This is a genomic window from Mesorhizobium sp. 8 (assembly GCF_006351905.1).
Classification (GTDB): Bacteria; Pseudomonadota; Alphaproteobacteria; order Rhizobiales; family Rhizobiaceae; genus Mesorhizobium; species Mesorhizobium composti.
On the sequence record NZ_CP040914.1, the window covers coordinates 170,352 to 195,051 of the forward strand.

Here is a 24,700-nt window from a genome sequence, read left to right on the forward strand (position 1 = left end):
GCAGGCACGGAGCACAAATTGACTTCACCTGTCCCGCGTCCCTTGCCGGGGACGATCGATGAAACGCTCGACCTGCTGACCGGGGCCGACTATGTCGCCGACCGCGCGCTGGCGACGGTGCTGTTCCTGTCGCTGCGCATGCAGCGGCCGCTGTTCCTGGAAGGCGAGGCCGGCGTCGGCAAGACCGAGATCGCCAAGGTGCTGGCTTCGGCGTTGGGACGCCGGCTCATCCGCCTGCAATGCTACGAGGGGCTGGACGTTTCCTCGGCCGTCTACGAGTGGAACTACGCCGCCCAGATGATCGAGATCCGCATGGAGGAGGCGGCGGGCTCGGTCGAGCGCTCGTCCATGGAGAAGAACGTCTTTTCCGAAAAATACCTGATCCGCCGCCCGGTGCTCGACGCGCTGACCGGCAAGACCGGTGCCGCGCCTGTCTTCCTGATCGACGAACTCGACCGCACCGACGAGGCGTTCGAGGCCTACCTTTTGGAAATCCTCTCCGATTTCCAGGTGACCGTGCCGGAACTGGGCACCATCAGGGCGGAGGAGCCGCCCATCGTCATCATCACCACCAACCGCACACGTGAGATCCACGACGCGCTGAAGCGCCGCTGCCTTTACCACTGGGTGGACTATCCGGACGCTGAGCGCGAACTGGAGATCGTCGGCCGCAAGGTGCCGGGCGCCAACCGGCGGCTGTCGGCCGAGGTCGTGGCCTTCGTGCAGCGGCTGAGGCAGATCGAACTGTTCAAGGCGCCGGGCGTCGCCGAGACGATTGACTGGGCCGGCGCGCTGACCGAGCTGGACAAGGTGGCGCTCGACCCCGAGACGGTGTCGGACACGATCGGCGTTCTGCTGAAATACCAGGACGACATCGCCCGCATCGGCCAGGGCGAGGGCAAGCGCATCCTCGACGAGGTGAAGGCCGAACTGGCGGCCGCGGAGTAGGGCGGTGATCGAGGCGCGGGACGACGGCCGCATGGCCAACAACATCGTCTATTTCGCCCGCGCGCTGCGCAAGGCGGGTTTGCGGGTCGGTCCGGCCTCGGTCAAGGACGCCATCGAGGCGGTGCTGGCGGCCGGCATCGGCAGCCGCGACGATTTCTACTGGACGCTGCATTCGGTGCTCGTCTCGCGCCGCGAGGACCACGCGACCTTCGACGAGGCGTTCCGCCTGTTCTGGAAGTCGCGCGAGCTGATCGAGAAGATGCTGGCGATGTTCTCGCCGGTCGCGCCCGACAACCGCGAGAAAGCGAAGCCGCGCGCGGCGGAGCATCGCGTCAGCCGGGCGCTGTTCGAGGGACATGAAAAGAACCAACCGCTCAGCGAAATCCCCGAGATCGAGATCGACGCCCGCTTCACCGTTTCCGGCAACGAGATGCTGCGCGGCAAGGATTTCGCCCAGATGAGCGCCGAGGAACTGCTGGACGCACGCCGCGCCATCACCGAGCTGAAGCTGCCGTTCGACCGCGTGGAGACGCGCCGCTTCCGGCCCGACCGCCAAGGCAGCCGCATCGATCCGCGCGCCATGATGCGGGCGGCGAGCCGCACCGGTGGCGGGCTGATCCTGCCGAAATTCCGCTCCCGGCGCGAAGTGCATCCGCCGCTGGTGGTGCTGGCCGACATTTCCGGCTCGATGAGCCAGTACACCCGCATCTTCCTGCATTTCCTGCACGCGCTCGGCGAAAAGCGCCGCCGCGTCCACGCTTTCGTCTTCGGCACGCGGCTGACCAACCTGACGCGCCAGATGCGCCATCGCGATCCCGATCAGGCGCTGGCCGACTGCTCCGCAGCCGTCAAGGATTGGTCCGGCGGCACCCGCATCGGCGAGGCGCTTGGCGAGTTCAACCGGCTGTGGTCGCGCCGGGTGCTCGGGCAGGGCGCCGTCGTGCTCTTGATAACCGACGGACTGGAGCGCGACGACATCGGCAACCTTGCCGAGGAGATGGAGCGGTTGCACAAATCCTGCCGCCGGCTGATCTGGCTGAATCCGCTGCTGCGGTTCGACGGTTTCGAGGCGCGCGCCAGGGGGGTCAGGGCCATGCTGCCGCATGTCGACGAGTTCCGCCCGGTGCACAATCTCGACGCGCTGGCCGACCTCGTCGCGTCGCTCGACAGCCGCGCGGCCGCCCATGTCGATCCGCGCCGCTGGCTGGGGCATCTGGCACAAAAGTCGGGGGTTGCAAGCGGTCGTGTTGCGTAGCCATATATAACGGTGCCCCGATGCGGGGGATGCCCGCCATCGAGGATGCAAGGAGGTTCCGTCATGGACAACCCAGCGCAAATCGATGAAATCCGCGACCCGTTGCAGATCGCGGAGAACTGGGTCGGCGAGGGCAGAGACGTCGCGCTCGCCACGGTGGTCGAGACATGGGGTTCCGCACCGCGTCCGGTCGGCAGCCATCTGGTCATCGACGCCGAAGGCAATTTCCATGGGTCCGTCTCGGGCGGCTGCGTCGAAGGCGCGGTGGTGACCGAGGCGATGGACGTGCTGGAGAGCCGCAAGCCGCGCATGCTGGAATTCGGTGTCGCCGACGAGACCGCCTGGCAGGTCGGCCTCTCCTGCGGCGGCCGCATCAAAGTCTATGTCGAGCGCCTGGCCTGACCCATGGACCTTTCCGCGCTCAGGGAGCTGAATGCCGACCGCCGCGCGCGTCGCGCCGCTGTTCTGGTCACCGATCTCGATGACGGCTCCAGCCGTTTGCTCCATGAAAACGATACGGTCGGTGGCGAACTGGCCGATGCGCTCCGGCGGGTTTTCCAGACCGGCAGGTCCGGCTCCGTCGAGGCGGACGGGAAGAAGCTCTTCCTCAACGTGCATCTGCCCAGCCCGCGTATGGTGGTGATTGGCGCCGTCCATATCAGCCAGGCACTGGCGCCGATGGCGAAGGTCGCCGGCTTCCCCGTCGAGGTCATCGACCCGCGCACCGCCTTTGCCACCGCCGAACGGTTCCCGGACGTCGCGCTCGATGCCGAGTGGCCGCAGGACGTGCTCGCCCGCAAGCCGCTGGACAGCTACACGGCGCTCGCCGCCGTCACCCATGATCCCAAGATCGACGATTTCGCGCTGAAGGCCGCGCTCGACGCCGGCTGTTTCTACATCGGCGCGCTGGGTAGCCGGAAAACCCACGCCAGACGCGTCGAGCGTCTGCTGGCGCTCGGTGCCAGCGCCGACCAGATCGGCCGCATTCATGCGCCGATCGGCATCGACATCGGCGCCGCCAGCCCCGCCGAGATCGCCGTTGCGGTGCTCGCCCAGATCATCCGCGCCTTCCGCACCCGCGGCCTCGAAGCGAAGGACGCGGTGGCGTGAAATTCGGTCCCGTTCCGCTGGAGGAAGCAGAGGGCGCGATCCTTGCGCATTCGACCGTCGCCGGGCAGGCGCGTTTCAGGAAGGCGCGGCTGCTTTCGGCCGAGGACGTCGCCGTTCTGCGCGATGCCGGCTTCAAGGAGATCATCGTCGCCACGCTGGCACCCGACGACGTCGAGGAAAACGAGGCGGCCACCCGCATCGCGGCGGCGCTTCGCTTTTCCGGCATCGAGGCGCGACCGGCGGCGACCGGCCGGGTAAATTTACACGCCACACGAACCGGTATCTTCGCCGTGGACAAGCCGCTGGTCGATGCCATCAACCTTGTCGATCCTGACATCACGCTGGCCACCATGCCGGCCTTCGCGCCGATGGTCGAAGGCCAGATGGTCGCGACGATCAAGATCATCCCCTTCGCGGTGCCGGAAGCGACGCTGCAAAAAGTGCTGGCGCTGGCCGCCACGCGCGAGGCGTTCGCCATGCACGCCTACCGGCCGATGCGGGTGGGCGTGGTGCAGACCGTGCTGCCCTCGATCAAGGCGAGCGTGCTGGACAAGACGCTGCGTGTCACCGAGGAGCGGCTGAGCCGCACCGGCAGCACGGTGTCCGGCGAGATTCGCACGCCGCATGCCGCGCCCGAGGTGGCGCAGGCCATCCGCGATCTTGCCGGCGACAGCGACATGGTGCTGGTGTTCGGCGCCTCGGCGATGAGCGATCCGGACGAGGACGTCATCCCGGCGGCGATCCAGTCTTCCGGCGGCACCGTCTTCCGCTCGGGCATGCCGGTCGACCCGGGCAACCTGTTCGTGCTCGGCGAACGCGACGGCAAGCCGGTGCTCGGCGCGCCGGGCTGTGCTCGCAGCGCGCGGCTGAACGGCTTCGACTGGGTGCTGGACCGCATCGTCTCCGGCATCGGCGTGACCAAGGAGGATATCGCCGGCATGGGCGTCGGCGGTCTCCTGATGGAAATCCCCACCCGGCCGCAGCCGCGCGAACCCGCGCCGGCCCCAGCCGCCGGTACGGTAACCGCCGTCGTTCTGGCCGCCGGCCGCTCCAGCCGCATGGGCGGGCCGAACAAGCTGATGGCGCTGTTCGACGGCAAGCCGCTGGTGCGCCGCACGGTCGAGCGCGCGCTGGCCTCTAGGGCGAAAAGCGTCATCGTCGTAACCGGCCACCAAAGCGAGCGGGTGAAGGCGGCGCTGGACGGTTTGCCCGTCGCCTTTGCCGATAATCCGGCCTTCGCCGAGGGCCTGTCCACGTCGCTGAAGGCCGGCATCGGCGCGTTGCCGGCCGCCGCGGCCGGCGCGCTGGTGGTGCTGGGCGACATGCCCGGCGTCTCCGCCGCCGACCTCGACCGGCTGATCGAGGCGTTCCACAAGTCCGGCGACCGGGCCGTCGTGCGTGCCGCCCATGAGGGTAAGCGCGGCAATCCCGTGCTTCTGCCGAAGACGTTGTTCGAGGCGGTGACACATCTAGAAGGCGACACGGGCGCCCGCCATCTCGTCGAGAATGGCGGTGTGGAGGTGCTGGATATCGACATCGGTGCCGGTGCCGCCATCGACGTCGATACGCGCGAGGCGTTGGAAATCGCCGGCGGCGTGCTTCAGGATTGATCGCCGGCTGTTGACAAGGCCGCGGCGAAGCAAGCAAGCCTGCAGGATGGTTTCGCCGTTTTCGCTCCCCAAAACCCTTCTGGCTGCGTTCGCGCTGTTCGCCCTCGTTGCGCCCGCCTCGGCCCAGGCCCTGAAACCTTACAAGGACGATCTGTTCGCCTATCCGGCGCAGCTCGCGTCCGAAAAGGGCGATCTCTACCGCGTGATCGACTACCGCGAGATGCGCGACATCAACGGCCGCGACGAGGTGCCGGAAAAGCGCGTTCACTCCCAGTACGTCTCGCTCGGCGTCCGCTCGGTCCAGCGCGATCTCGTGCTGAAGACGGATGCCGGCGCGATCCGCCATTTCGCCGTCGGCAAGACCGAGGGCGCTTCCGTCATCGTGCTTTACCTGCACGGGCAGGGCGGTTCGCGCCGGCAGGGCGTCGACGACTTCACCTTCGGCGGCAACTTCAACCGCATCAAGAACCTGATGGCGGCGAATGGCGGCCTTTATCTCTCGCCGGACTTTACCGATTTCGGCGATACCGGTGCCGCGCAGGTGGCGGCGCTGATCGGGCATTATGCCGAGCAGTCGCCGCAGGCAAAAATCTATGTCGCCTGCGGCTCGATGGGCGGGGCGCTGTGCTGGAAGCTGGCCGGCCGCAGAGACACCGGCGCCCGCCTGAACGGCCTGCTGCTGCTCGGCTCGTTGTGGGACGAAAGCTTTTTCTCAAGCCCCGCCTTCAAGCGCCGCATCCCGGTGTTCTTCGGCCAGGGCAGCAAGGACCCGGTCTTTCCCGTCCAGAATCAGGAAGCCTTCTTCCGCTCGATCCTGGCGAAGGCGCCGGGTTACCCCACCCGCTTCGTGCGCTTCGAGACGGGCACGCACGGCACCCCGATCCGCATGACCGACTGGCGTGAGACGCTGAACTGGATGCTGTCGCTGGCCAAATAGGCCCCGCTCAAGGTGGGGTGTTGTAGTCCACCACCGTCTCGGGGTTCGCCTCGCCGTCGTAGGAGGCGTCGACGTCATATTGCACCAGCGCGAACCGGCCGTTGCGGAACAGGTAGGTGCCGGCGGACGAGGCATCGCCCACGCCGCGCCACAGGGCATGCGTCGAGATGGTCCGGGTCGCCTCGTCGTAGGCGGAATTGATGGCCGTGTCCTCGGTCTGGAAGCCGGTGACGGTGATCGAGTCCACCTTGCCTTCGTGGTCGTCGTTCTCGTAGCGGATGTCGAGTTCCGGCACGGCGAACTGCAATTGCCGCACCCCTGTGACGGTGTCGGCCACGTAGTAGACGGCGCTCTCGTTGTAGGCTGCCATGTGGCAATAGAAGCGGAACAGCCGCGCTTCGCGGTCCGGTTCTCCCTCCGCCGCGTCCTTGTCCTTGTAGTGGATGGAATAGGCCGCCGGCTCGCTGATCGGCTTGTGCTCCGGCGTTTCCTTGTCGCACTGGTCGCCATAGGCGGTGAGGAATGCCTTCTTGGCCTGTTCGAGCACAGCGTCCTTCTTCGGCGGTGGCGGGCCGTCGCCGCAGCTTTCCGGCACGGCCTCGTCCAGTGCGGCCGTTGAAGGTTTCAATTCACCCTTGTCGATATGGATGGGATTGAACGGGGGTTCCTGATCGGCGTTGACCTGTCTCAGCGTGTAACAGCCGGCAAAGACCCTTTGCTCGCCCTTCTTGTCCGTCGCGAGGATGGCGACGGGGACGCCGTAGTAGATGGAGCCCGCGGCCCCTTCCTCCGAGATGCTGCCGACCCTGAGTTCGATACTATCGGTGTTCTCGTAGCCCTTGGCGAAGCTGTCGAAATCCTTGGCCGGCTTGACCTCGCCGAAATAGCCCCAGGCGCGGGCATAGTCGTGCCGGTCGATCGCGTTGTAGAGCGAGCGCACCACCGCTTCCGGGCTGGAACGGTCGTCCAGATAAGGGCCGTCCGCGGCCCTCGCGGCCTGGCCGCAGCAGGCGACGGCGAGAGCCGTCGCGATCAGGGCGTTCTTCATGACGAATCTCCCCTTGTCTGGACGAATGCTAGCACCGAATGCGGCGCTGCCGTGGCGCTTGTGGAATCGTCGGGCGCGGCGTTAGTTCGTCACGACAACAGCAAGGAGAAATGACGTGCCTATCTCGATGTACGATGCGTCCGTGGCGGTGTTTCAGGCGCGACTGAAAGCGCTGGGCGGAGTTCTGGCGGCGGGCGAGCAGAACGCGACCGAACGCAAGATCGATCCGTCGGTGTTCCTGAACGCGCGGCTGGCGCCGGATATGTTCACGCTGACGCGGCAGGTACAGATCGCCACCGACCACGCCAAGGGCGCGCCGTCACGGCTGGCCGGCCGCGAGGTGCCGAAATTCGAGGACAGCGAGGCGAGCTTTGCCGACCTCCAGGCCCGTATCGCAAAGACGCTCGACCATCTGGCGACCTTCTCGGCGGCGGATCTGGAAGGGTCGGAGGAACGGACGATCAACCTGAAGGTCGGCGGGCGCGACATGGCCATGCCCGGTCTGCAATACCTGTTCAACTACGCCACGCCGAACTTCTATTTCCACGTCACCACCGCCTACGACATCCTTCGCCACAACGGCGCGCCGCTCGGCAAGGTGCTGTTCATCCGCGGACATTGAGCGAGCCGCCAGGGCAAGGGGCCCCAAACCTCAGCGCATCGCCATTTCGCAGGCGATGCGCCGGAAGTCGATGGGCTTGGCGGCCGTCCCGATGCGGTCGGAATTGTTGATTGTATCGGCAATCGCGAGCGCTGCACGATAGCGCGACTGCTCCGTCGGGCGCGGGCGGGAGAACATCTCGGTCAAGAACCCCATGGTCAGGCTCTCCAGTTGGTCCTCCCGGGACGCATATAGGTGATTCATGACGGATTGTGCAGTGCAGCATTGCCGTGTGCGGCAATTTTTCCCGACAGGGGCTGCTTTGCCCGGCCGTGACTTGCGCATCGGCTAAATTGCCGTCGATCGTGGGCAATCATTTTTAACGCCCCGCCGCTATGGTGGCCGCAAGTTTGCGTGTTTTTTGGGAGGTCGCCATCGCTACCGGAGCCAAGCGGGATTTCGCTTCGCTGCTCGACGACCTTTTCGCCGCCTCTGATGCTGGCGGGGAGGCGGCGGCCGCGCCGTCCATCCCGTTCGACTATCTGGCGGTGGTCGACGAATTGCATTCCGGACGCATCAGGGTCGCAGGCGAGGCGGTCGCCGCTGAATACCGCGAGGCGGGCGCCGACATGGCGGCCGAATTCGCGGCCCTGCTCGAGCAGGCGAGGGCGGCGCTCGCCGACGAGCAGCCCCTGCCGCAGGAGGTGCTGCCGCCCATCGATCCCGATGCGATCGCCGCGGAACTCGGCCTCGACGGGTCGGCCCCGGCTGCCGATCTCGGTCGCCTGCGCCGCAGCTTCGCCTTTGCCAACCATCCCGACCGGGTGGCGCCGCATCTGCGCCAACGCGCCATGATCCGCATGCAGGTGGCCAACATGCTGATCGACGAGGCCCAGCGCAAGGCCGGCGCTGGGCGCTGAACGGCGCTTCTCATCGCGGGGCTTGGAGATCGCGGCATCCTTTTCTATGCTGATGCCGTCCTGCCGCGCGCCTTCAGTGCCGGCCTCCCATCGGAGTTGCATCATGGAAAAACGCCGCCTTGGGCGCACGGACCTTTTCGTCTCGCGCATCTGCCTTGGTTCGATGACCTGGGGCCAGCAGAACACCGAGGCCGAGGGCCACGCGCAGATGGACATGGCCTTCGGGCGCGGCGTCAACTTCATCGACACGGCCGAGCTTTATCCCATCCCGCCCAAGGCCGAGACGCAGGGGCGAACCGAAAAGATCATCGGCAGTTGGATGAAGGCCAAAGGCAACCGCGACAAGGTGATCCTTGCTTCCAAGGTCGTCGGCCGCACCGCCAACGAATGGTTCCGCGGTGACCGCCCCTCGACGCTGGTTCGCGCCGATATCGTCGATGCCGTGGAAAAGTCGCTGGCCAAGTTGCAGACCGACTATCTCGACCTTTACCAGATCCATTGGCCTGACCGCGACATTCCTTGGGGCTCGAACCCGACCCGGGTCGGCGCCCCGAGACGGGCGGACGCGGCGGCGGTCACCGCTCCCGAAACGCCCATTGCCGAGACGCTCGCCGTGTTCGACGAACTTGTGAAGGCGGGCAAGATCAGGCATTTCGGCCTGTCGAACGAAAGCTCGTGGGGCGTCATGCGCTTCCTTTTCGAGGCGGAGAAGGGCGTAGGCCCACGCGTCGCCTCGATCCAGAACGCCTACAATCTCCTCAACCGCACCTTCGAGGTGAACCTGGCGGAAGTGTGCGAGCGCGAGGAGGTGTCGCTGCTCGCCTATTCGCCGCTGGCGCAGGGCTATCTCACCGGCAAGTACGACCACGGCGCACGCCCGCAGGGTTCGCGCACGCAGCTTTTCAATCGCGGCCAGCGCTACGAGACGCCGAACGCCGCCGAAGTGCAGCTCGAATATAACGAACTGGCGCGCTCCTTCGGGCTGGAGCCGGCCTCCTTCGCCGCCGCATTCGTGCTCAACCGGTCTTTCCTGACATCGAGCATCGTCGGCGCGACCACGCTCGGCCAGCTGGAAACCGCGCTGTCGGCCATTGACGTCAAGTGGATCGACGAGATGCAGACGGCGGTGGACGCCGTGCACCAAAGGGTGGGAAATCCCTGTCCGTGAAGCAATGGTGACCGGTACTAGCGCTCGCTTTCCCAACGTCTACGCCGCCCCTCACCTGCCTGCCGGCATCCTCTCCCCGTAAACGGGGCGAGGCGCGCTGTCACCGCCGCTTCCGCCAATCTTCAACGGTGGAGAACGAGCGGCAAGGGCGCAGCCATCCCTCCTCGCCCCGTTTACGGGGAGAGGATGCCGGCAGGCAGGTGAGGGGCGGCGCTGATGGATGAGAGAAAAGCGTCACCCCACCCGGTGCTTCCCGCCGAACCCCGTCAGGAACGCCGTCAGGTTGTCGCCCAGCGCATCGCACAGATAGCCGCCTTCCTGCACGATCACCGTCGGTAGGCCGAGGCCGGCGATAGCCTCGCCGATGCGCGAAAAGCCCGGAGTCGAGACCGACAGGCCGCCGAACGGATCGCCCTCGAAGGCATCCAGCCCCAGCGCCACCACAAGCGCTTCCGGCGCGAAGGCGCGGATGCGCCGGAACGCGACGTCTAGCGCTTCGAGGAAGGCGGCGTCGCCGGACTTGCGCGCCAAAGGCAGGTTGAGATTGTAGCCGAGGCCCGGCCCTTCGCCGCGCTCGTCGGCATGGCCCCAGAAGAAGGGATAGAAGCGCACCGGGTCTGCATGGAGCGAGACCGTCAGCACGTCGCCGCGCGCATAGAAGATGCCCTGCGTGCCGTTGCCGTGATGCAGGTCGACGTCAAGGATGGCCACCCGCGCCGCCTGTTTGCGCAGCGCCTGTGCGGCGACCGCCGAATTGTTGACGAAGCAGAAGCCGCCGGCGACGTCGGCGAAGGCGTGATGGCCGGGCGGACGGCAGAGCGCATAGGCGGAAGGCGCGCCACCCATCACGGCTTCGGCGGCTTCCACGGCGCTCCATGCGCTCCACAGTACGCTGTCCCAGGTCTCGGCCGAGATCGGGCAGGCGGTGTCGGCCATGTGGTAGCCGGCCTGTCCGACCGCCGAGGCCGGATAGGCGCCGTCGCGCGCCAGCGGATGGATGTTGGGGATGACCTCCTGGGAGGCGCCCTCGATGCGCTGCCAGCGGACGAAGATGTGCTCGAGGAAATCGAGATATTCCGGCGTGTGCACCGCCGCCACCGGGCCGAGCCCATGATTGCGTGGCCGCTCGACCGTGCAGCCGGCCGCCTTGGCGCCGGAAAGCAGCCGCTCGACGCGCTCCGGCTGCTCCGGATTCGGCTGCTGTGCGCCGCTGGACAGGAACATCTTCGGGTCGTGCCGTTTCTGCTCGGCGGCGTAGAAGGCTTTCATGCGGTCTCCTCATCATCCTCTTTACCGGCAAAGGCCGTCAGCGAATCGCCCATGAACTGGTAGACGTGGTCGGCATCCCGCTTCATGCCGATGCGCTGGTAGAAGCGTTGCGCACTGACGTTACCGGCATCCACCTGCAATTCGATGTAGCCGCCCCCTTGGTCCCGAACCGCCCGCGCCAGATGCCTGAGCAGCCGTTCGCCGATCCGCAAGCCGCGAAAGTCCTTGGCCACGAAAAGGTCCTGCACATAGGCGCCCGGCTGCCCCCTCCATGTGGAATAGATGGGGAAATAGAGGCACATGCCGGCGAAGCTTGAATCGATTTCCGCGATCAGCGTGTGGAAATGGGCATGCGGGCCGAAGCCGTCGCGGCGGATGTCGTCCGGCGTGCTCGTCATTTTGTGCAGTTCGCCGACCGTCTCGGCGATACCGACGAGAGCGGCATGGATGTCGTCTGCGTCGTCCAGTCGGGCAGGGCGGATGATGAGGCCGGTCAAAACGCCACCCGGTCGCCGCCCTTCAGCGCCAGCATCTCCCGCGCTTCGGTCGGCGTCGCGACCTCCAGCGACAGGCCTTCGATTATGCCGCGGATGCGTTTGACCTGGTCGGCATTGGACTTCGCCAGTCCCCGGCCGTCGTAGAGCGAATCCTCCAGCCCGACGCGCACGTTGCCGCCCATGGCTGCGGCCATCGAAATCAGCGGCATCTGCGCCCTACCGGCGGCCAGCACCGAGAAGCGGTAGTCGGCGCCGAACAGTTTGTCGGCGATGCGCTTCATGTGCATGAGGTTTTCCGGATCGGCGCCGATGCCGCCGAGGATGCCCAGCACGAACTGGATGAACAGCGGCCCCTCGACCAGCTTGCGGTCGCGGAAATGCGCCAGCGAATAGAGGTGGCCGACGTCGTAGCACTCGAACTCGAAGCGCGTGCCGCAGCCTTTGCCGAGTTTGTCCAGGATCGTCTCCATGTCGGCAAAAGTGTTCTTGAAGATGGTGTGGCGCGTGGCCTCAAGCAGCTTCGGTTCCCACTCGTGCTGCCACTCGCGCGGCCGGTCGAGCATGGGAAACAGGCCGAAATTCATCGAGCCCATGTTGAGCGAGCACATTTCCGGCTGTGCCTGAAGCGGTGCCGCCAGCCGCTCCTCCAGCGTCATCAGCGAGGAGCCGCCGGTGGTGATGTTCACCACCGCGTCGGTCGCCTGCTTGATGCGCGGCAGGAACTGCATGAACACGGAAGGATCGGCGGTCGGTCGGCCATTTTCCGGGTCGCGGGCGTGCAGGTGCAGGATCGAGGCGCCGGCCTCGGCAGCCGCGATGGCGTCCGATGCGATCTGGTCCGGTGTCACCGGCAGGTGCGGCGACATGGTCGGGGTATGCACGGAGCCGGTGACGGCGCAGGTGATGATGACTTTTCGTGGCGCTGACGCCATTTTCTTCCCTCAGCGGTTGCCTTGGCTAGCGATTAACGGGCAGGTCGAGTTCGGCCGCCAGCGCTTCCAGCGTGTCGCCGAGCAGGCCCATGATCTCGCCGATCTGCTCGCGTGTCACGATCAGCGGCGGGGCGACCATGAAGTTGTCGCTTTCCGGCCCGCCCTTCACGCGCCGCGAATAGACGATCAGCCCGCGCTCGAAGGCAAGGTCGATCAGGCGCACATTGGCGTTCAGCTCGCGTGGCAGCGGCACCTTGGCGACCGGATCGGCATAGAGTTCCCCGCCGAGCAACAGCCCCTTGCCGCGCACGTCGGCGACGAAGGGGAAGCGCGCCGAAAGTCCTTCCAGTTCGGCTTTCAGCACGGCGCCCATGGCGGCAGCGTTGTCGATCAGGCCGAGCCGGTCGGTTTCGGCGAGCACCGCGCCGCCGGCGGCGCAGGCCACCGGATTGCCGCCATAGGTATGACCGTGCAGGAACCCGCCCATCTCGAGCACCGGCCCGACGATGCGCTCCGACGCTGCCAACGCCCCCAGCGGCGCGTAGCCTGAGGAAAGGCCCTTCGACAGCGAGACGATGTCCGGGCGGCAGGCCCAGTGATCGCCGCCGAGGAAGGCGCCGGTGCGACCGATGCCGGTCATCACCTCGTCATGGATGAGCAGGATGCCGTACTTGTCGCAAATCTCGCGGATGCGAGCGAAATAGCTGTTCGGCGGCACGAGAGCGGCGGTCGCGGCACCCCCGATCGGCTCCATGATGAAAGCCAGAACGCTTTCCGGCCCTTCGGCCAGGATCTTTTCCTCCAGCATGTCGGCGTAGCGCAGGCCGCGCTGTTCCAACGATAGGTTGTCGCGGTCGCGATGGACCATCGGCGCCGGGATCAGCGGCATCGCGTGGCCCATCGCCTCGAAGGCTGGCGTCAGCACACCGTCGCCGGTGACGCCGAGCGAGCCGATGGTGATGCCGTGATAGGATGGCATGCGACCGATGATCTTCCAGCGGTTCGGCTGGCCGGTAGCCACCGCCCATTGCCGCGCCAGCTTCAGGCAGGCCTCGACGGCTTCCGAGCCGCCGGAGACGAAATAGATGCGGTCGAGGCTGGGCAGGCGGGCGGCGAGCTCGCGCGCGAGGTCCAGCGCCGGCTGGTTCTCGAAGTGGATGGTGTAGGCGAAGGAGACGCGATCCATCTGCCGCTTCATGGCGTCGATGACGGTGCGGTTGCCGTGGCCGATATTGACGTTCACCGCGCCCGACGAGCCGTCGATGTAACGCTTGCCGGTGGCGTCCCACATGTAGATGCCGTCGGCCCGGTCGATCAGTGGACGCGGCGCGCGGGTGAAATGGAAAAGGTTGGGCTTGGTCTGGACGTTCATTCGATCCTCGTTCACGAACGGCCGAGATAACGGTCGAGCACGTTCTTCGTCACCTGTTCCACCATGGCATCGCGCCGCAGCAGCCCGGCCACCCATTCGCAGGTGCCGGCGTGGAAGACCTCGCCCTTGCCACGCTTGAAATTGACGATCATGCCGTTGGAGTAGCGCACTTTCTCAAGGTTTTCGTCGCTCGCTTCGCCATACAGCGTCTCGGCGACGAAGCGGCCGTCCTCGTCGCCGAAGAACTGGTCTTCCAGCGGCACGTCGGGACTTTCCTCGACTTGGCAGGCCATGCCGAGCGCCAATATCTCCAGCCCGTCCGGCGCGCCGCTGGTGGCGCTGGGGTAGGGCAGGCCGTGGCGCATCTCGTAGTCCAGCCCGTCCACCTCATAGCCGAAGACGTGACTTTCGGCGCCCAGTATGTCGCCGTAGTAGAGCCCGGTGCCGGCGAAGGCCCAGTGCTGCGGCCGGTAGACGGGGAAGCCGCGCGCACCGCGCGGCGCGCAGCCGCCCCAGCCGGCGTAGATGCCGTTCGAGGCATTGAGGCCGAACGTCTTGCAGCCGGCACGGCCGATTTCCGGCGCTTCCCATGAGTTCGTGGCGCGCGTCACGTCGCCGCCGCGATAGGCGGGGTCTTCGGCGCGCGCACGATATTTATAGCAGACCTGTTTTCGCCCCTCGTCTTCCAGCCGGGTCTGCCACATGAAGTTGCCGGCGAAGCGCGCCGCATGCCCGCCCTGCTCGACAAAGGCGTCGACCGCGTCGCGCATCTCCCACGTCCAGTATTCGTCGTGGCCGACGAAGACGGCGCAGTCATAGTCGAGCAGGATTTCCGGCGTGAAATGCAGATCATGCTGGCTGGCCAGATCCACCTGATAGCCGGCGCGTTCGGCGAAGCGGAAGAAATGGCTGTCGTAGCTGGCCCAGCCCGCCGAGGCGTATTTCTTCGAATGGCCGGTGGCGTAGGCCCATTCCATATGCGGATAGCGCGGCACGGTGCCTGGCGGCATCGCCACCTCCAGCGGCACGCGCGGCGCGTCGGGTGGCTTTACGACAAAGCCGCGGCACCATGGGCGCTGCGTCGACACGACCGGCGAATATTGATTGCGCTCCGGCCCGGTGATGCCCTCGTAATGGTTCGAGCCGCCCCATGTGTTGTAGGCGAGCCATGTGCCGGTTGCCGCGACTTGCAGGATACGTCCCTGCTTGCGGCCCGGCTTCGGCAGGACGATCAGTACATGATGGCAGCGGATCGGCTGCCCATCGCGGCCTTCGGCCGTAAGCGTCAGCCGGTAGCCGCCCGACGGCCACTCATTGCCGATCCTGAATTCGAAGCTTGTCTCCCAGCCGCAGCCTTCGACGGAGCAATCGTCCGGCGTGTCCTGCCAGCGCGCCGCGATGTCCGATTGCGTCAAGACGGTCGATTCGTTGCCGCTGTCGCGCACGATATCGAGCGTGAATCGCGACGCGGTCGAACTCACCTGCAACCGCACCGTCTCGCCGGGGCGGTAGGAGAAGCGGTCGCTGTAGCACCAGATCTCGCCGCGCGCCCCGTCCATGCCCGGTCGCTCGTAATAGTGGCTGCGTACGGCGAGCCTGCGCTGCTCGTGCGTCAACCCGAAATCCGGAAATTCTGTCGGCAGGCCGGTCATGGTGATCCTGAAACGATGCGCCGTCATTTCGGCCAAGCGCGGGCCGGGCGTCAAGCGAACCCATCGGGCCAGCGCGCGGGCTTCGGTTGGCCGAACCATGGCAAGCCGCTATATGTGACGACCACGCTGCGAGGGAGGCACGATGCTGCGGATCCAGAAGGTCAGAATAGCCGACATCTACGTGCCGACGGCGCGCCGCAAGCTGCTGCATCCGGAAACGGTGCGCGCTCTCGCCGAAGACATAGTGGAAAACGGCCTGAAGACGCCGATCCAGGTCCGCGAGGACGGCAAGCGCTTTGTTCTCGTCGAAGGACAGCATCGGCTGGAGGCGATGAAATGGCTGGGCGAGGAGGCGATAGACGCCTATCTGGTCCACGCCCGGCGGCATTGAATCGGTTTCGGAGCTCCTTGCCGCAAGACGCTGGCATCCCGGCGAAATTTCCTCGGCGCGAAGAATTTCACGGGCTGCTGTCGGTTTCGTCCAGGAGCGGCCGTCCTTGAGGCGGTTACCGACGCCCAAACCGAACACGAGGACTTGTGATGACCACCACGATCGATATCGCCCCTTCCTCCGACCGCGAACTGGTGCTCGCCCGCATCATCGATGCGCCGCGCGCCAATATCTGGCGCTGCTGGACGGAGCCCGAACTCGTCACCCAATGGTTCGTGCCGAAGCCTTGGAGCGTGCCGCGTGCCGAAATGGACGTGCGCCCCGGCGGCTCTTCGCTGATCGTCATGGCCGACCCGAATGGCAACGAGTACCCCAATCCCGGTGTCTATCTGGACGTCGTGTCGAACGAGAAACTCGTTTTCACCGATGCGTTCACGTCGGCCTGGCAGCCGTCCGGCAAGCCGTTCATGGTCGGCATCGTCACCCTCGAAGATGAGGGCGAGGGGCGCACGCGCTATGTCGCGACCGTTCGGCACTGGACGGTCGAGGATCGCGAGCAGCACGAGAAGATGGGTTTCCACGAGGGCTGGGGCATCTGCGCCGAGCAACTCGAGGCGCTCGCGAAAAGCCTGTCCTGAGCGTTTTGCGTCCCTTCGCGGTTGCAAAAAAAGCGCAGCCACGAGGGTTCGCGGTGCTGCGGTGCAGCACATTTTTCTTGTCTTTGCCGCAAGATAGCCGCCAAACGATCATTGGCGTGTCACGATGGTCTTCCTATCTAAGGGTCGAGGCGGGCCGACGAGGAGTCTATTCATGACCGAGGGCGCAAGAACCCTGGACGAGTTGCTGGACGATCCGACGATCCAGCTTGTGATGGCGCGCGATGGCTGGCAGGCGGACGACGTCCGGCTTCTGCTGGAGCAGGCGCGTGACCGTGCCGCCGAGCGCGAACTGATTCCGCCGGCGCATGTCATCAAGACCTGCCTGATGCAACGTCTGTGCCTCTAGCGCGCAGGCTGCCGGCCTTGTGAGCGGCCGGGACGAACCGCCGCTTCCGTGCGGCCGCCGGCGTTTGCCGGGCTTTCCTATACCCCTCAGACCTGCGATGCGGCACGCCTTACCGGCGTGACAGCCGCGTGCCGCCTCGCGCTTTCGGGTTGTGCCGGCTGGCATCGCGGACAATTTTTCAGGCATTTATGGTTTGTTGGTAATTTCTCGTTAGCAATTGCCTTGGCGCCGCCCGCGAATGGGTGTCGTTCGATCTGTTTTGTTGTGCGTACAGGTTCGATATGCGTCTGCCGGGCTTCGCTGCCGTCCTTTTCGCTTGCCTTGCCGCCGGTTGCACCTCCAGCCGCGGTATCGAGGATATCGTGCCCGGCCCGTCGATGGAGACGACCAGCGCGATTTCTCGTCCGGCCGCGCCCGTGCGGGCGGTCGAGCCGAAGGCCGAGGTCGCCTCAGTCGAAAGCCGGACCGTTGCCGACGCTGCCTTCTCCATGCCCGAGATGGGCGCCGACGTGGAGCCCGACGCGCTGGTCGGCGACACTCCCCAGCCGGTGAGCCTTGCCGCCGTCATGCCTGCGCCCAGGCCGGCCGTGCGCGCCGCCGACCAGGCGAAGCCGGCCGTGGACCACCGCATCCGCGAGCGCCGCTTCCGCGACGCCAAGCCGATCAACTTCGGCCGCCATTCGCCGAAGAAGCTGGCCGTGCATGGCGTCGACGTCTCGCGCTGGCAGGGCGACATCGACTGGTCGAAGCTGCGCGAGCAGGGCGCGAACTTCGCCTATATCAAGGCGACCGACGGCGGCGACCACATCGACCCGATGTTCCGCCGCAACTGGAAGGGCGCCGGCGAGGCGGGCCTTGCGCGCGGCGCCTATCATTTCTTCTACTGGTGCCGCACGGCGGGCGAGCAGGCCGACTGGTTCATCCGCAACGTGCCGAGGGTGCGCGGCGCGCTGCCGCCGGTCATCGACGTGGAATGGAACCACCAGTCTTCCTGCAAGCGCAGGCCCTCGCGCGCCACGGTGCTGGAGAAGATGCAGGTCTTCATGGACAAGCTCGAGGCCCACTACGGCCAGCGCCCGGTCATCTACACCTCGCCGGACTTCTATGCCGACAACCTGAGGGGCGCCTTCCCGAACCATCCGTTCTGGCTGCGCTCGGTGGCCCGGCATCCTTCCAAGGTCTATCCCGGCCGCGACTGGCTGTTCTGGCAGTATTCCGGCTCCGGCCTGTCGCACGGGGTGAGCGGCCGCATCGACCTCAACGTCTTCAACGGCACGGAATCCCAATGGCGCGCTTGGCGCGGCGGCGGTTCGATCATGGCCGACGCCGAGTAATCCGCCTTCCGCAAGTCGCCGGCCGGTTCGCTCCCCTCAGGCCGCGCGGGCGAGCAGCCCTCGGAAACCACTGACGAAGGCGGCGCGGCGCCGTGACCACCACGCCCGCCGCCTCAGGCTTGCGGCGAGCCGCGCTCCCGTCATCGCCCCGTTGTAGTGGCAGTCGCAGAGCAGGCGGTGCGCGGCGCCCTCGCTCAGGCCGAAGAAATCCATGATGTCGCCGAGACTGTCGCCGGCAAGGCCGGCCCGGCGCAGGGACTCGTCGGCGAAGGCGACGGCGAGCGGGGTGTTGTCGCGGCGATAGGCCCGCAACTCCGCGCGCTGCAGGTATTCCAGCCGGTAGAGCGCGCTGAGCGGACCGGCATGGCGCTCCAGCGCGGCTGCCCACAGGTCCAGGCGCGCGCCAAAATCCTTTGCCGCGGGCCTGTCGATCATCGGTATCAGTTCGGCGGTCGAGATGATCTTGTCGGGGATCTGGTGTTTCATCGCAATCTCCTCTCGTATGAGATCAATAGAAAGGTAGCGCTCCGGCCGCCTGCGACAGGGGGGTGCGCGAGGTTTTTTTCTCGCGATCCGAGCCTCCGGCGACACCGCGCGGGTGCGGTCGCGCTGGACCAGTCGATTGGCAACGCTCGACGTGGCGAAGAGCGCCGACGCCACCTATCTGCCCAGTGGAACTTCTTCCGTCACACGCTGGAGAAAGCGCACGATGACCGATACCCCCTATACGCCGCCGAAAGTCTGGACCTGGGAAAAGGGCAACGGCGGCACCTTCGCCAACATCAACCGCCCGGTCGCCGGCCCCACGCACGAGAAGGTGCTGCCCGTGGGCAGGCATCCATTCCAGCTCTATTCGCTCGGCACGCCGAACGGCCAGAAGGTCACCATCATGTTCGAGGAGCTGCTGGCTGCCGGCCACAGGCAAGCGGAATACGACGCCTGGCTGATCCAGATCGGCGACGGCGACCAGTTCGGTTCCGGCTTCGTCGAGGTCAACCCGAACTCGAAGATCCCGGCGCTGCTCGACCGCAGCGGGCCGACGCCGATCCGCGTCTTCGAATCCGGCGCGATCCTCATGCATCTGGCCGAGAAGTTCGGCGCCTTCCTGCCGACTTCGCAGCCGGCCCGCGCCGAGACGCTGTCGTGGCTGTTCTGGCAGATGGGCTCCGCCCCCTTCCTTGGCGGCGGCTTCGGCCATTTCTATGCCTACGCGCCGGAGAAGATCAAATACGCCATCGACCGCTATGCCATGGAAACCAAGCGCCAGCTCGACGTGCTCGACCGGCGCCTCGCCGACAACGAATTCATCGCCGGCTCAGAATACACCATCGCCGACATGGCGATCTGGCCCTGGTACGGCGGGCTGGTGAAGGGCTGGCAGTACGGCGATTCGGCGACGTTCCTGTCCACCCACGAGTACAAGAACGTCAACCGCTGGGCCGACCAGATCTTCGCCCGGCCTGCGGTGACGCGCGGCCGCAAGGTCAACCGCACCTCCGGTGATCCGTCGAGCCAGCTTCGCGAGCGCCACGACGCTTCCGATTTCGACACCAGGACGCAGGACAAGGTGGCGGCGGAGTAGCGCCGACTTCCCCTTGAGGGGGAGAAGCGGTCCGCGTAGCGGATGAAAAGCCAATTGCTTGGCTTTTTGAGCTTCGAACACCCGGAGCGACAGCGAAGGGCGGTAGCGCCGTCGTTCCCCTCCCCCTTGAGGGGAGGGTGGCAGGCCACAGGCCTGACGGGAGGGGTCACCTCAACCGCTCCGACTTTATCGCTATAAAGCCCTCGCTCTGCGGTCAACGACCCCTCCCACCGCCCTGCGGGCGTCCCCCTCCCCCTTGAGGGGGAGGGGGAAGTCGGCGCACTTCTTCATCGCCACGCCCGGAATCTCTTCCGTCTGGCCATTGTCAAAGAACAGACCTCGATTGCTGAGGTCGGGAAGACGGCGGTCGTCGAAACGCTGCCGAATTTAATGAAACTGCGATCCGAAGACCGCCGTCCGGCGATTTCTGTTCCCGTCCGTTCCGCTTCGCCACGGCACACGATGAAGGCATTTGCGCCGCCACCGGCCGAAGTTTGCAGCGCTCGTCCAGCGCACGGGGACCGTAATATCCCCAGGGGAACCCTTGGACGGAACCTCCCCGGGTGGTTGCTTACGTTGAACAACCACCGGAGGCGCCGGCTCCCCGCCACGCAATCACCGTCATGACCGGTGTTCCCGCGCGGGAAGCTGGGGTGAGTATGGGACGGGTTCGGGAGAGGTGGATAAGTTTCGGGAAGATTCTCGCGAAGATCACCTCAGCTCGCCATCCATGGGCAAGCCTTACTCCCGGCGGCGTGAGACGCCGCCAAGCTCTTTCGTTTGCTAGTGGTCCTCTTACCTATCCGGTTTAGCCCAAAGTTGGGGCGGTGGCGGTAGGAGATATTTCGACTTTCGAATTGTTATTTTTTTGACGCGAACGATGAGAGTTTCCACGCGAAAAGAAAAGTAGAAGTTGAGACTGGAATTTCGTTTCCAATCTTTTTAAGTCTTTTCGCGAAAGAGAGTTTAAAATTTCTCGTAACCATTTTTTGTCGAATTCTCTATCGGTACATGCAGTTCGCGTACGAATTCTTTTTATATGATTAAATATCCTAACGCCATTGTTTAAGGAGACGTCATATTTTTCGACAATATCATTAGGCGATTTTATGTTCTTCAATATCGATGATGGATAAAGTATTGAAAGTGCAAACGAGGCCGCTTGCCATTCTGCGCTGTTTGCCAAAGGTGTATTTTTTATCCTGTCTATATAGGGTTGAGCCGCGCTATTAAGCCCCAGTTTCGCGTATCTATAGTGAAGGATCAAATGTCCGACTTCATGCAAAATTACTTCTTGAGAAAATAGACAGCCATTAGAAGCACCTTCATATGTACTTTCCGAAACTACTATTCCTAAGGGCCGCTCAACGACAAACGCCCGGCGCAAACCCATTTTATCGTCAGATTCGATATGGATGTAGATGCTGGGAAACAGCTTAGGAAGATCAATTTCTACAAATCTGATTGTATCGAAGTCCTCATTGTTCGGGGATAAAGTTGTTCTTACCCATTCGGCAAGAAGGTTAATTTGAGTAGATGAGGCGCTTCGAGCAACATATACATTCTTCATTGTTGCGAACCATATCGAGGCTGGGTAACGCGGGTGAGACGATATGCTGGGTATTGAGCTGCTAGGGCCACTTCCACGTCGTCTTTATCCAAAGACAGAATGCTTATGACGAGGAGAACGTAGTGAGCGCTTGGCTCCTTTTCTCCGCGTTCGATTCTGGCGATATCAAGCGGCGTTGTACCTACAAGCTTTGCCAATTCAGGTCGGGTCATCGTCATCGCCATCCGCCCTTCGGAGCATAGTTGTCCAAAGGGCGTCAGGCGATATTGGCTTGCGGCGGGATCGTCTCCGTGATCGACTGGTCGCGCACCTAAGGTTTGTCCTTGATTGCCTGTAAGCCATTGAATTTACTTTATCGCTTTTCGAAATCGGCATATTAAATGTCGAGAAGGTAGATAAGGTTCGTCCTGAGCTGCGCATGCCACAACGGGAGGTGAACCTGGGTTCGCGCGCAAAAAAAGCCCGCTCAGAGGCGGGCTTGCACAAGACAGATTTTGAGATCGTAGCAGGAGGCAATGCTCTCCTGGAGAGAGCATCTTAAAGGCAGCGAGGCTTTATCAGTCGACCACGGTGGTCATGCGCCTTCGTCATTTGTCTTGGCTTGAAGGAGATAGCGGGCGGTGGCCCTCATCGCCATGGAGGCGAGGGCGGCGTCCAGCGATCAACAGCGCAATAGCGACGATGTAGACCAATCCCTTGGTGGGTGTCTGGTGCACGAAATGAAGTCGCCAATCTGCATTGAGAGCGACGGCTTACAGGCGCGATGTTTTCCGCGGAGCCTGCTGCACAGATCAGAGGCCGCATGACGGCTTTCGTGGACCAGAGGAACCTGATCGGAAAAGCGCTTCACATCAAAGAGGCGCACAGCAAAAATTTCGATGGTAGTCATGTCCAGGCTCCTTCGCGCAGCAAATAGGTGACGTAAGCGGCTTGTAGCCGCTCGATAAAGTCACCGGGTTATGCGCGAAGTCCTAACCATGTGCCGGGTCATAACTGACCAATTCAGAGAAGTCGATCGGAAGAAATGGCAGTGGTTAATCGGCGGCTTGGCTGAGAATGGATCCTCGGCCTGCTTCAGGAGATTGGGCGATCTGGGCAACATCTGATCGCCGATAAAAGGTCGCTGCGTTGGCCCCAAGTTCAATGGCGGGATCGATGCCTTCGTTCTCAAACGACCGCTTAAGATGTCCGATCTGCGATTTTCGTTCTTTCGCAAGCTCGGATAGCGAGACATACGTTTCTTTGAATCTCTTCAACTCGTCCGGATGCACGATCTTTTGCGGTCGGCGGTTGATAGGATTGATAACCGTATCGCAGGCAAGGTGGCCGTGCTGTGTGAGCGCTCTCACGGTAACGTCAGTTGTTTTCAGAGCCGCTTGTACCTGAGCCAAACTGTTGCCTCCGTGGCCGGGCTGATGGGCTAGCTCGCGAAGTTCGGTCCCGGAAATGAGGATGCTGCAAAAATCACGTCGGTTCCGGACAGTACCTACGAATTTCATTCGTCCGTCGAGGATCAACTGTACCGCGTCGACCACTGAACACCGAGCTTTCCGCACCGCCTCGAGAATACCGCAGGCATCGGTTGGTCGGGCCCCGACCGAACATGTCATTCTGTCCATAAAATCATCGAGGTCGGTTCGGGGGTAGACCTCGTAACAATGGCCATCCGCAGTTCGCTCCATAACTGGCGTGAACACACCTGCCTGAACGAGAACCTGCCAGGTCACGCGCCGGATCCCCGTGTATTGGCGTGCCGCCTCTGACGACATTGCCTGCGTGAGGCTTTCAAACACGGTTGCGGACGCTACGGCGTCGAAGAGGAGGCGATCGTCCGTCAGTTCGGGATTGTTGTCAGCCAGTCCAAGCTGGATAACGGTTCTTCGAACCCGTTTGGGGTGAAGGCCGTACTCTTTTGATGCTGATTGAACCGAATGCAATTTGCGAGGATACCCGGTCAAAAAGGGATTGTTGGCAGGCCCCACGGGCAGGTTTTCAGCAGCATGGTCTGCCGCCAGGTGACGAAATTCTGGTCTATTGCGCAACCAGTCGAGCAAGGTGCCGTAAATTGATTGGCCGCCTGCAGGCCCTTCTGTTTCCATGAAACGGCGTGTTAGGGTCGTTAGATGATCGATGATGCCCTCTTTGCCGTGCCGAGTGGCGCGGTAGCCCTCCCGCCCAGCCGCAAATAGGTCGTCTTCCTGCAAGCGAGACATTGGCACACGGTGCCCGAAGAGGATCTGCGCACCGATGATCTCGGTAAGCTTCACTGCGATATGCAGGGGCAGGCCATCTAGGTAAGAATTGCCGTCGTTTTGCCCGTTAAGTCGACCTTGGACATAGGCTTCAAAATCGGATTCGGGCAAAGGCTCGCCTTCGTCGACAAGCTTGCGAAGTTTCTCCGGCGAGTGTCTGACAAGTGCTGAAAGATCGCTCGCGATATACGGAACCCCGACTTCCAGTCGAACAACGCGCATGTTGTGCGTGGGGCAGGACCGGACTGACCTGCAAAGCCAAGCCACTCTCAGGTAGGGCCTCGTCGACGGCTTTCCAGATCCTTTTTCCAGATCGTCCAGCAGGCATGCCGGACATACAAACAAGCCGCGGCCAGGATGCCGGATGAATCTCTTTGTCAGCACCTCGCCGCCAATATCGTAGTGGTCCTTTTTGGCAATCAATGCTCTCGAGCTTAGGTCACTGACATCTACTCCGCCCAGATTTGCAAAAGCCGTCAACGCCGAAGAATCGGGATTGATGAGCGACATGTACGGAACGTCGACATGCTTGCAGAAATCGCGGAGGGTGGGAGCGCCATAAGCTGCCGATAGCCGCGAACAGTATCCGATTGCAGCCTCGCTGGGTTCCAGCGCCAGGCGGGTCATCTAGCTGTTTTCCGGCCGCTGCTCACAAGAATCTGGCGGTCATGACGTTCGGTCAAATCCTTCAGTGAGTTCGAAGGAATGATTGTCTTCCAGTCTTTTGCGGTGAAGATGTTCTGCTCACGGATCGCGCCATCAAGTCGATCGCGCGGGCAGGACTTCTTCCCTTTCGCCAAGTTGCGGCGACTACACGGAGCGGGAAAGTGGCAATCTTCTCAGCCTGCTCGTCGGTGAGGCTCTGTTCCAAGAGGAGCTTTGCACCTCCGCGGACATGCCTCATATGGGGCGGCTGCAGTTCAACGATTGCGTCCGCAACGAACTCAATACCGTCCGGCAGAAGATCACGTGATGCTGCAATAAGAAGGAGCTTTTCGTATTCGGCCGCCACTTGAAACAGATCAAAGCTCCGCCTGCCTTTGCCTCGTTGCTGGAAAATCTCAACCCGCACATCGTCGGACCGAATTCTGGGGTCCGTGTTCTGAATATGCTGGCTGACGCACTGAGCGGCTTCCTCGTAAATGGCGATGTCTTCCGAAAGCGGGATGATCACGCCTAAAATGATGGGACCGTTGTTCCAAAGCGCATGCTGGTGCCTTAGAGCGCCGCAACAGCCTTCTGGATCG

General features: G+C 63.7%; 26 protein-coding genes. 14 read left to right on the forward strand and 12 right to left on the reverse strand.

Annotated features, from left to right (window positions below):
* Positions 1-18: 18 nt before the first annotated feature.
* The 6 genes from FGU64_RS00890 (at position 19) to FGU64_RS00915 (ending at position 5,860) form a co-directional block, all read left to right on the forward strand.
* Positions 19-948 carry a MoxR family ATPase gene (locus FGU64_RS00890; RefSeq protein ID WP_139950523.1) on the forward strand — a complete coding sequence of 310 codons (930 nt, stop codon included), beginning with the start codon at positions 19-21 and terminating at the stop codon, positions 946-948.
* 31 nt (positions 949-979) lie between these two features.
* Positions 980-2,203 (forward strand): VWA domain-containing protein, encoded by a 1,224-nt coding sequence (locus tag FGU64_RS00895; RefSeq protein WP_139955219.1) that lies wholly within the window; start codon positions 980-982, stop codon positions 2,201-2,203.
* Between the two features lie 63 nt (positions 2,204-2,266).
* The gene (locus FGU64_RS00900) at positions 2,267-2,605 is read left to right on the forward strand and encodes an XdhC family protein (protein WP_139950524.1); all 339 of its coding nucleotides are present in this window, start codon (positions 2,267-2,269) and stop codon (positions 2,603-2,605) included.
* 3 nt (positions 2,606-2,608) lie between these two features.
* A complete protein-coding gene (locus FGU64_RS00905) occupies positions 2,609-3,313 on the forward strand; it encodes an XdhC family protein (protein ID WP_139950525.1) in 705 nt (234 codons plus the stop codon).
* Positions 3,310-4,923 carry a molybdopterin-binding/glycosyltransferase family 2 protein gene (locus FGU64_RS00910; RefSeq protein WP_139950526.1) on the forward strand — a complete coding sequence of 538 codons (1,614 nt, stop codon included), beginning with the start codon at positions 3,310-3,312 and terminating at the stop codon, positions 4,921-4,923. Before FGU64_RS00905 ends, FGU64_RS00910 begins: the two co-directional genes overlap by 4 nt.
* A gap of 46 nt (positions 4,924-4,969) precedes the next feature.
* Entirely contained in the window at positions 4,970-5,860 is an 891-nt protein-coding gene (locus tag FGU64_RS00915; protein ID WP_139950527.1) for an alpha/beta hydrolase, read from the forward strand.
* A 7-nt stretch (positions 5,861-5,867) separates the two neighbouring features.
* On the opposite strand, the gene FGU64_RS00920 is transcribed toward FGU64_RS00915, so the two are convergent.
* Complete coding sequence (locus FGU64_RS00920; RefSeq protein ID WP_139950528.1) at positions 5,868-6,908, reverse strand: DUF1176 domain-containing protein; 1,041 nt, start codon at positions 6,906-6,908, stop codon at positions 5,868-5,870.
* Positions 6,909-7,023: 115 nt separating this feature from the next.
* Here FGU64_RS00920 and FGU64_RS00925 point away from each other — a divergent pair, with 115 nt between their 5' ends.
* Positions 7,024-7,530: a DUF1993 family protein gene (locus tag FGU64_RS00925; RefSeq protein ID WP_139950529.1), complete on the forward strand. Its 507-nt coding sequence runs from the start codon at positions 7,024-7,026 to the stop codon at positions 7,528-7,530.
* A gap of 30 nt (positions 7,531-7,560) precedes the next feature.
* Here FGU64_RS00925 and FGU64_RS23160 read toward each other — a convergent pair whose 3' ends face one another.
* Positions 7,561-7,725, reverse strand: a complete 165-nt coding sequence (locus FGU64_RS23160) for a hypothetical protein (RefSeq protein ID WP_168734606.1) — start codon at positions 7,723-7,725, stop codon at positions 7,561-7,563.
* 194 nt (positions 7,726-7,919) lie between these two features.
* On the opposite strand from FGU64_RS23160, the gene FGU64_RS00930 reads away from it, so the two are divergent.
* On the forward strand, positions 7,920-8,429 hold the full coding sequence (locus tag FGU64_RS00930; protein ID WP_246671207.1) for a hypothetical protein: 510 nt from the start codon (positions 7,920-7,922) through the stop codon (positions 8,427-8,429).
* Between the two features lie 103 nt (positions 8,430-8,532).
* Positions 8,533-9,597, forward strand: a complete 1,065-nt coding sequence (locus tag FGU64_RS00935; protein ID WP_139950530.1) for an aldo/keto reductase — start codon at positions 8,533-8,535, stop codon at positions 9,595-9,597.
* Positions 9,598-9,831: 234 nt separating this feature from the next.
* On the opposite strand, the gene FGU64_RS00940 is transcribed toward FGU64_RS00935, so the two are convergent.
* From FGU64_RS00940 to FGU64_RS00960, 5 genes are read right to left on the reverse strand one after another with little or no spacing between them, the layout of a single operon-like run.
* Positions 9,832-10,866 (reverse strand): histone deacetylase family protein, encoded by a 1,035-nt coding sequence (locus FGU64_RS00940; RefSeq protein ID WP_139950531.1) that lies wholly within the window; start codon positions 10,864-10,866, stop codon positions 9,832-9,834.
* Positions 10,863-11,363 (reverse strand): GNAT family N-acetyltransferase, encoded by a 501-nt coding sequence (locus FGU64_RS00945; RefSeq protein ID WP_246671208.1) that lies wholly within the window; start codon positions 11,361-11,363, stop codon positions 10,863-10,865. The genes FGU64_RS00940 and FGU64_RS00945 overlap by 4 nt, the downstream gene beginning before the upstream one ends.
* Positions 11,360-12,295 (reverse strand): 3-keto-5-aminohexanoate cleavage protein, encoded by a 936-nt coding sequence (locus tag FGU64_RS00950; protein ID WP_139950532.1) that lies wholly within the window; start codon positions 12,293-12,295, stop codon positions 11,360-11,362. The genes FGU64_RS00945 and FGU64_RS00950 overlap by 4 nt, the downstream gene beginning before the upstream one ends.
* A gap of 25 nt (positions 12,296-12,320) precedes the next feature.
* Positions 12,321-13,667, reverse strand: a complete 1,347-nt coding sequence (locus FGU64_RS00955; RefSeq protein WP_139950533.1) for an aspartate aminotransferase family protein — start codon at positions 13,665-13,667, stop codon at positions 12,321-12,323.
* 11 nt (positions 13,668-13,678) lie between these two features.
* Positions 13,679-15,319 carry a N,N-dimethylformamidase beta subunit family domain-containing protein gene (locus FGU64_RS00960; RefSeq protein ID WP_139950534.1) on the reverse strand — a complete coding sequence of 547 codons (1,641 nt, stop codon included), beginning with the start codon at positions 15,317-15,319 and terminating at the stop codon, positions 13,679-13,681.
* A gap of 142 nt (positions 15,320-15,461) precedes the next feature.
* Here FGU64_RS00960 and FGU64_RS00965 point away from each other — a divergent pair, with 142 nt between their 5' ends.
* The 4 genes from FGU64_RS00965 (at position 15,462) to FGU64_RS00980 (ending at position 18,049) form a co-directional block, all read left to right on the forward strand.
* Positions 15,462-15,710 (forward strand): ParB N-terminal domain-containing protein, encoded by a 249-nt coding sequence (locus FGU64_RS00965; RefSeq protein ID WP_136360073.1) that lies wholly within the window; start codon positions 15,462-15,464, stop codon positions 15,708-15,710.
* Positions 15,711-15,859: 149 nt separating this feature from the next.
* The gene (locus tag FGU64_RS00970; protein WP_139950535.1) at positions 15,860-16,348 is read left to right on the forward strand and encodes an SRPBCC family protein; all 489 of its coding nucleotides are present in this window, start codon (positions 15,860-15,862) and stop codon (positions 16,346-16,348) included.
* 172 nt (positions 16,349-16,520) lie between these two features.
* Positions 16,521-16,715: a hypothetical protein gene (locus tag FGU64_RS00975; RefSeq protein ID WP_139950536.1), complete on the forward strand. Its 195-nt coding sequence runs from the start codon at positions 16,521-16,523 to the stop codon at positions 16,713-16,715.
* A 281-nt stretch (positions 16,716-16,996) separates the two neighbouring features.
* Positions 16,997-18,049, forward strand: a complete 1,053-nt coding sequence (locus FGU64_RS00980) for a GH25 family lysozyme (RefSeq protein WP_139950537.1) — start codon at positions 16,997-16,999, stop codon at positions 18,047-18,049.
* 36 nt (positions 18,050-18,085) lie between these two features.
* On the opposite strand, the gene FGU64_RS00985 is transcribed toward FGU64_RS00980, so the two are convergent.
* Complete coding sequence (locus tag FGU64_RS00985; protein ID WP_139950538.1) at positions 18,086-18,535, reverse strand: hypothetical protein; 450 nt, start codon at positions 18,533-18,535, stop codon at positions 18,086-18,088.
* 223 nt (positions 18,536-18,758) lie between these two features.
* Between FGU64_RS00985 and yghU the strand changes: the two genes are divergently transcribed.
* Entirely contained in the window at positions 18,759-19,631 is an 873-nt protein-coding gene (gene yghU / locus FGU64_RS00990; RefSeq protein WP_139955222.1) for a glutathione-dependent disulfide-bond oxidoreductase, read from the forward strand.
* 808 nt (positions 19,632-20,439) lie between these two features.
* Here yghU and FGU64_RS00995 read toward each other — a convergent pair.
* From FGU64_RS00995 to FGU64_RS01005, 4 genes are all read right to left on the reverse strand, one after another.
* On the reverse strand, positions 20,440-21,201 hold the full coding sequence (locus FGU64_RS00995; protein ID WP_139950539.1) for a hypothetical protein: 762 nt from the start codon (positions 21,199-21,201) through the stop codon (positions 20,440-20,442).
* Positions 21,198-21,425: a helix-turn-helix transcriptional regulator gene (locus FGU64_RS23405; RefSeq protein ID WP_210239055.1), complete on the reverse strand. Its 228-nt coding sequence runs from the start codon at positions 21,423-21,425 to the stop codon at positions 21,198-21,200. Before FGU64_RS23405 ends, FGU64_RS00995 begins: the two co-directional genes overlap by 4 nt.
* Before the next feature lie 810 nt (positions 21,426-22,235).
* Positions 22,236-24,080, reverse strand: coding sequence for a TniQ family protein (locus tag FGU64_RS01000; protein ID WP_139950540.1), 1,845 nt, complete (start codon positions 24,078-24,080; stop codon positions 22,236-22,238).
* A 61-nt stretch (positions 24,081-24,141) separates the two neighbouring features.
* Positions 24,142-24,627 carry a hypothetical protein gene (locus FGU64_RS01005; protein ID WP_139950541.1) on the reverse strand — a complete coding sequence of 162 codons (486 nt, stop codon included), beginning with the start codon at positions 24,625-24,627 and terminating at the stop codon, positions 24,142-24,144.
* Positions 24,628-24,700: the final 73 nt, after the last annotated feature.

Excerpts from the sequence above, each read along its gene's own strand:
- FGU64_RS00895 (WP_139955219.1), top strand. The coding sequence starts at position 980 with ATGGCCAACAACATCGTCTATTTCGCCCGCGCGCTGCGCAAGGCGGGT.
- FGU64_RS00900 (WP_139950524.1), top strand. The coding sequence starts at position 2,267 with ATGGACAACCCAGCGCAAATCGATGAAATCCGCGACCCGTTGCAGATC.
- FGU64_RS00905 (WP_139950525.1), top strand. The coding sequence starts at position 2,609 with ATGGACCTTTCCGCGCTCAGGGAGCTGAATGCCGACCGCCGCGCGCGT.
- FGU64_RS00915 (WP_139950527.1), top strand. The coding sequence starts at position 4,970 with ATGGTTTCGCCGTTTTCGCTCCCCAAAACCCTTCTGGCTGCGTTCGCG.
- FGU64_RS00920 (WP_139950528.1), bottom strand. The coding sequence starts at position 6,908 with ATGAAGAACGCCCTGATCGCGACGGCTCTCGCCGTCGCCTGCTGCGGC.
- FGU64_RS23160 (WP_168734606.1), bottom strand. The coding sequence starts at position 7,725 with ATGGGGTTCTTGACCGAGATGTTCTCCCGCCCGCGCCCGACGGAGCAG.
- FGU64_RS00935 (WP_139950530.1), top strand. The coding sequence starts at position 8,533 with ATGGAAAAACGCCGCCTTGGGCGCACGGACCTTTTCGTCTCGCGCATC.
- FGU64_RS00940 (WP_139950531.1), bottom strand. The coding sequence starts at position 10,866 with ATGAAAGCCTTCTACGCCGCCGAGCAGAAACGGCACGACCCGAAGATG.
- FGU64_RS00950 (WP_139950532.1), bottom strand. The coding sequence starts at position 12,295 with ATGGCGTCAGCGCCACGAAAAGTCATCATCACCTGCGCCGTCACCGGC.
- FGU64_RS00955 (WP_139950533.1), bottom strand. The coding sequence starts at position 13,667 with ATGAACGTCCAGACCAAGCCCAACCTTTTCCATTTCACCCGCGCGCCG.
- FGU64_RS00960 (WP_139950534.1), bottom strand. The coding sequence starts at position 15,319 with ATGACCGGCCTGCCGACAGAATTTCCGGATTTCGGGTTGACGCACGAG.
- FGU64_RS00965 (WP_136360073.1), top strand. The coding sequence starts at position 15,462 with ATGCTGCGGATCCAGAAGGTCAGAATAGCCGACATCTACGTGCCGACG.
- FGU64_RS00970 (WP_139950535.1), top strand. The coding sequence starts at position 15,860 with ATGACCACCACGATCGATATCGCCCCTTCCTCCGACCGCGAACTGGTG.
- FGU64_RS00975 (WP_139950536.1), top strand. The coding sequence starts at position 16,521 with ATGACCGAGGGCGCAAGAACCCTGGACGAGTTGCTGGACGATCCGACG.
- FGU64_RS00980 (WP_139950537.1), top strand. The coding sequence starts at position 16,997 with ATGCGTCTGCCGGGCTTCGCTGCCGTCCTTTTCGCTTGCCTTGCCGCC.
- FGU64_RS00985 (WP_139950538.1), bottom strand. The coding sequence starts at position 18,535 with ATGAAACACCAGATCCCCGACAAGATCATCTCGACCGCCGAACTGATA.
- yghU (WP_139955222.1), top strand. The coding sequence starts at position 18,759 with ATGACCGATACCCCCTATACGCCGCCGAAAGTCTGGACCTGGGAAAAG.
- FGU64_RS00995 (WP_139950539.1), bottom strand. The coding sequence starts at position 21,201 with ATGAAGAATGTATATGTTGCTCGAAGCGCCTCATCTACTCAAATTAAC.
- FGU64_RS23405 (WP_210239055.1), bottom strand. The coding sequence starts at position 21,425 with ATGGCGATGACGATGACCCGACCTGAATTGGCAAAGCTTGTAGGTACA.
- FGU64_RS01000 (WP_139950540.1), bottom strand. The coding sequence starts at position 24,080 with ATGACCCGCCTGGCGCTGGAACCCAGCGAGGCTGCAATCGGATACTGT.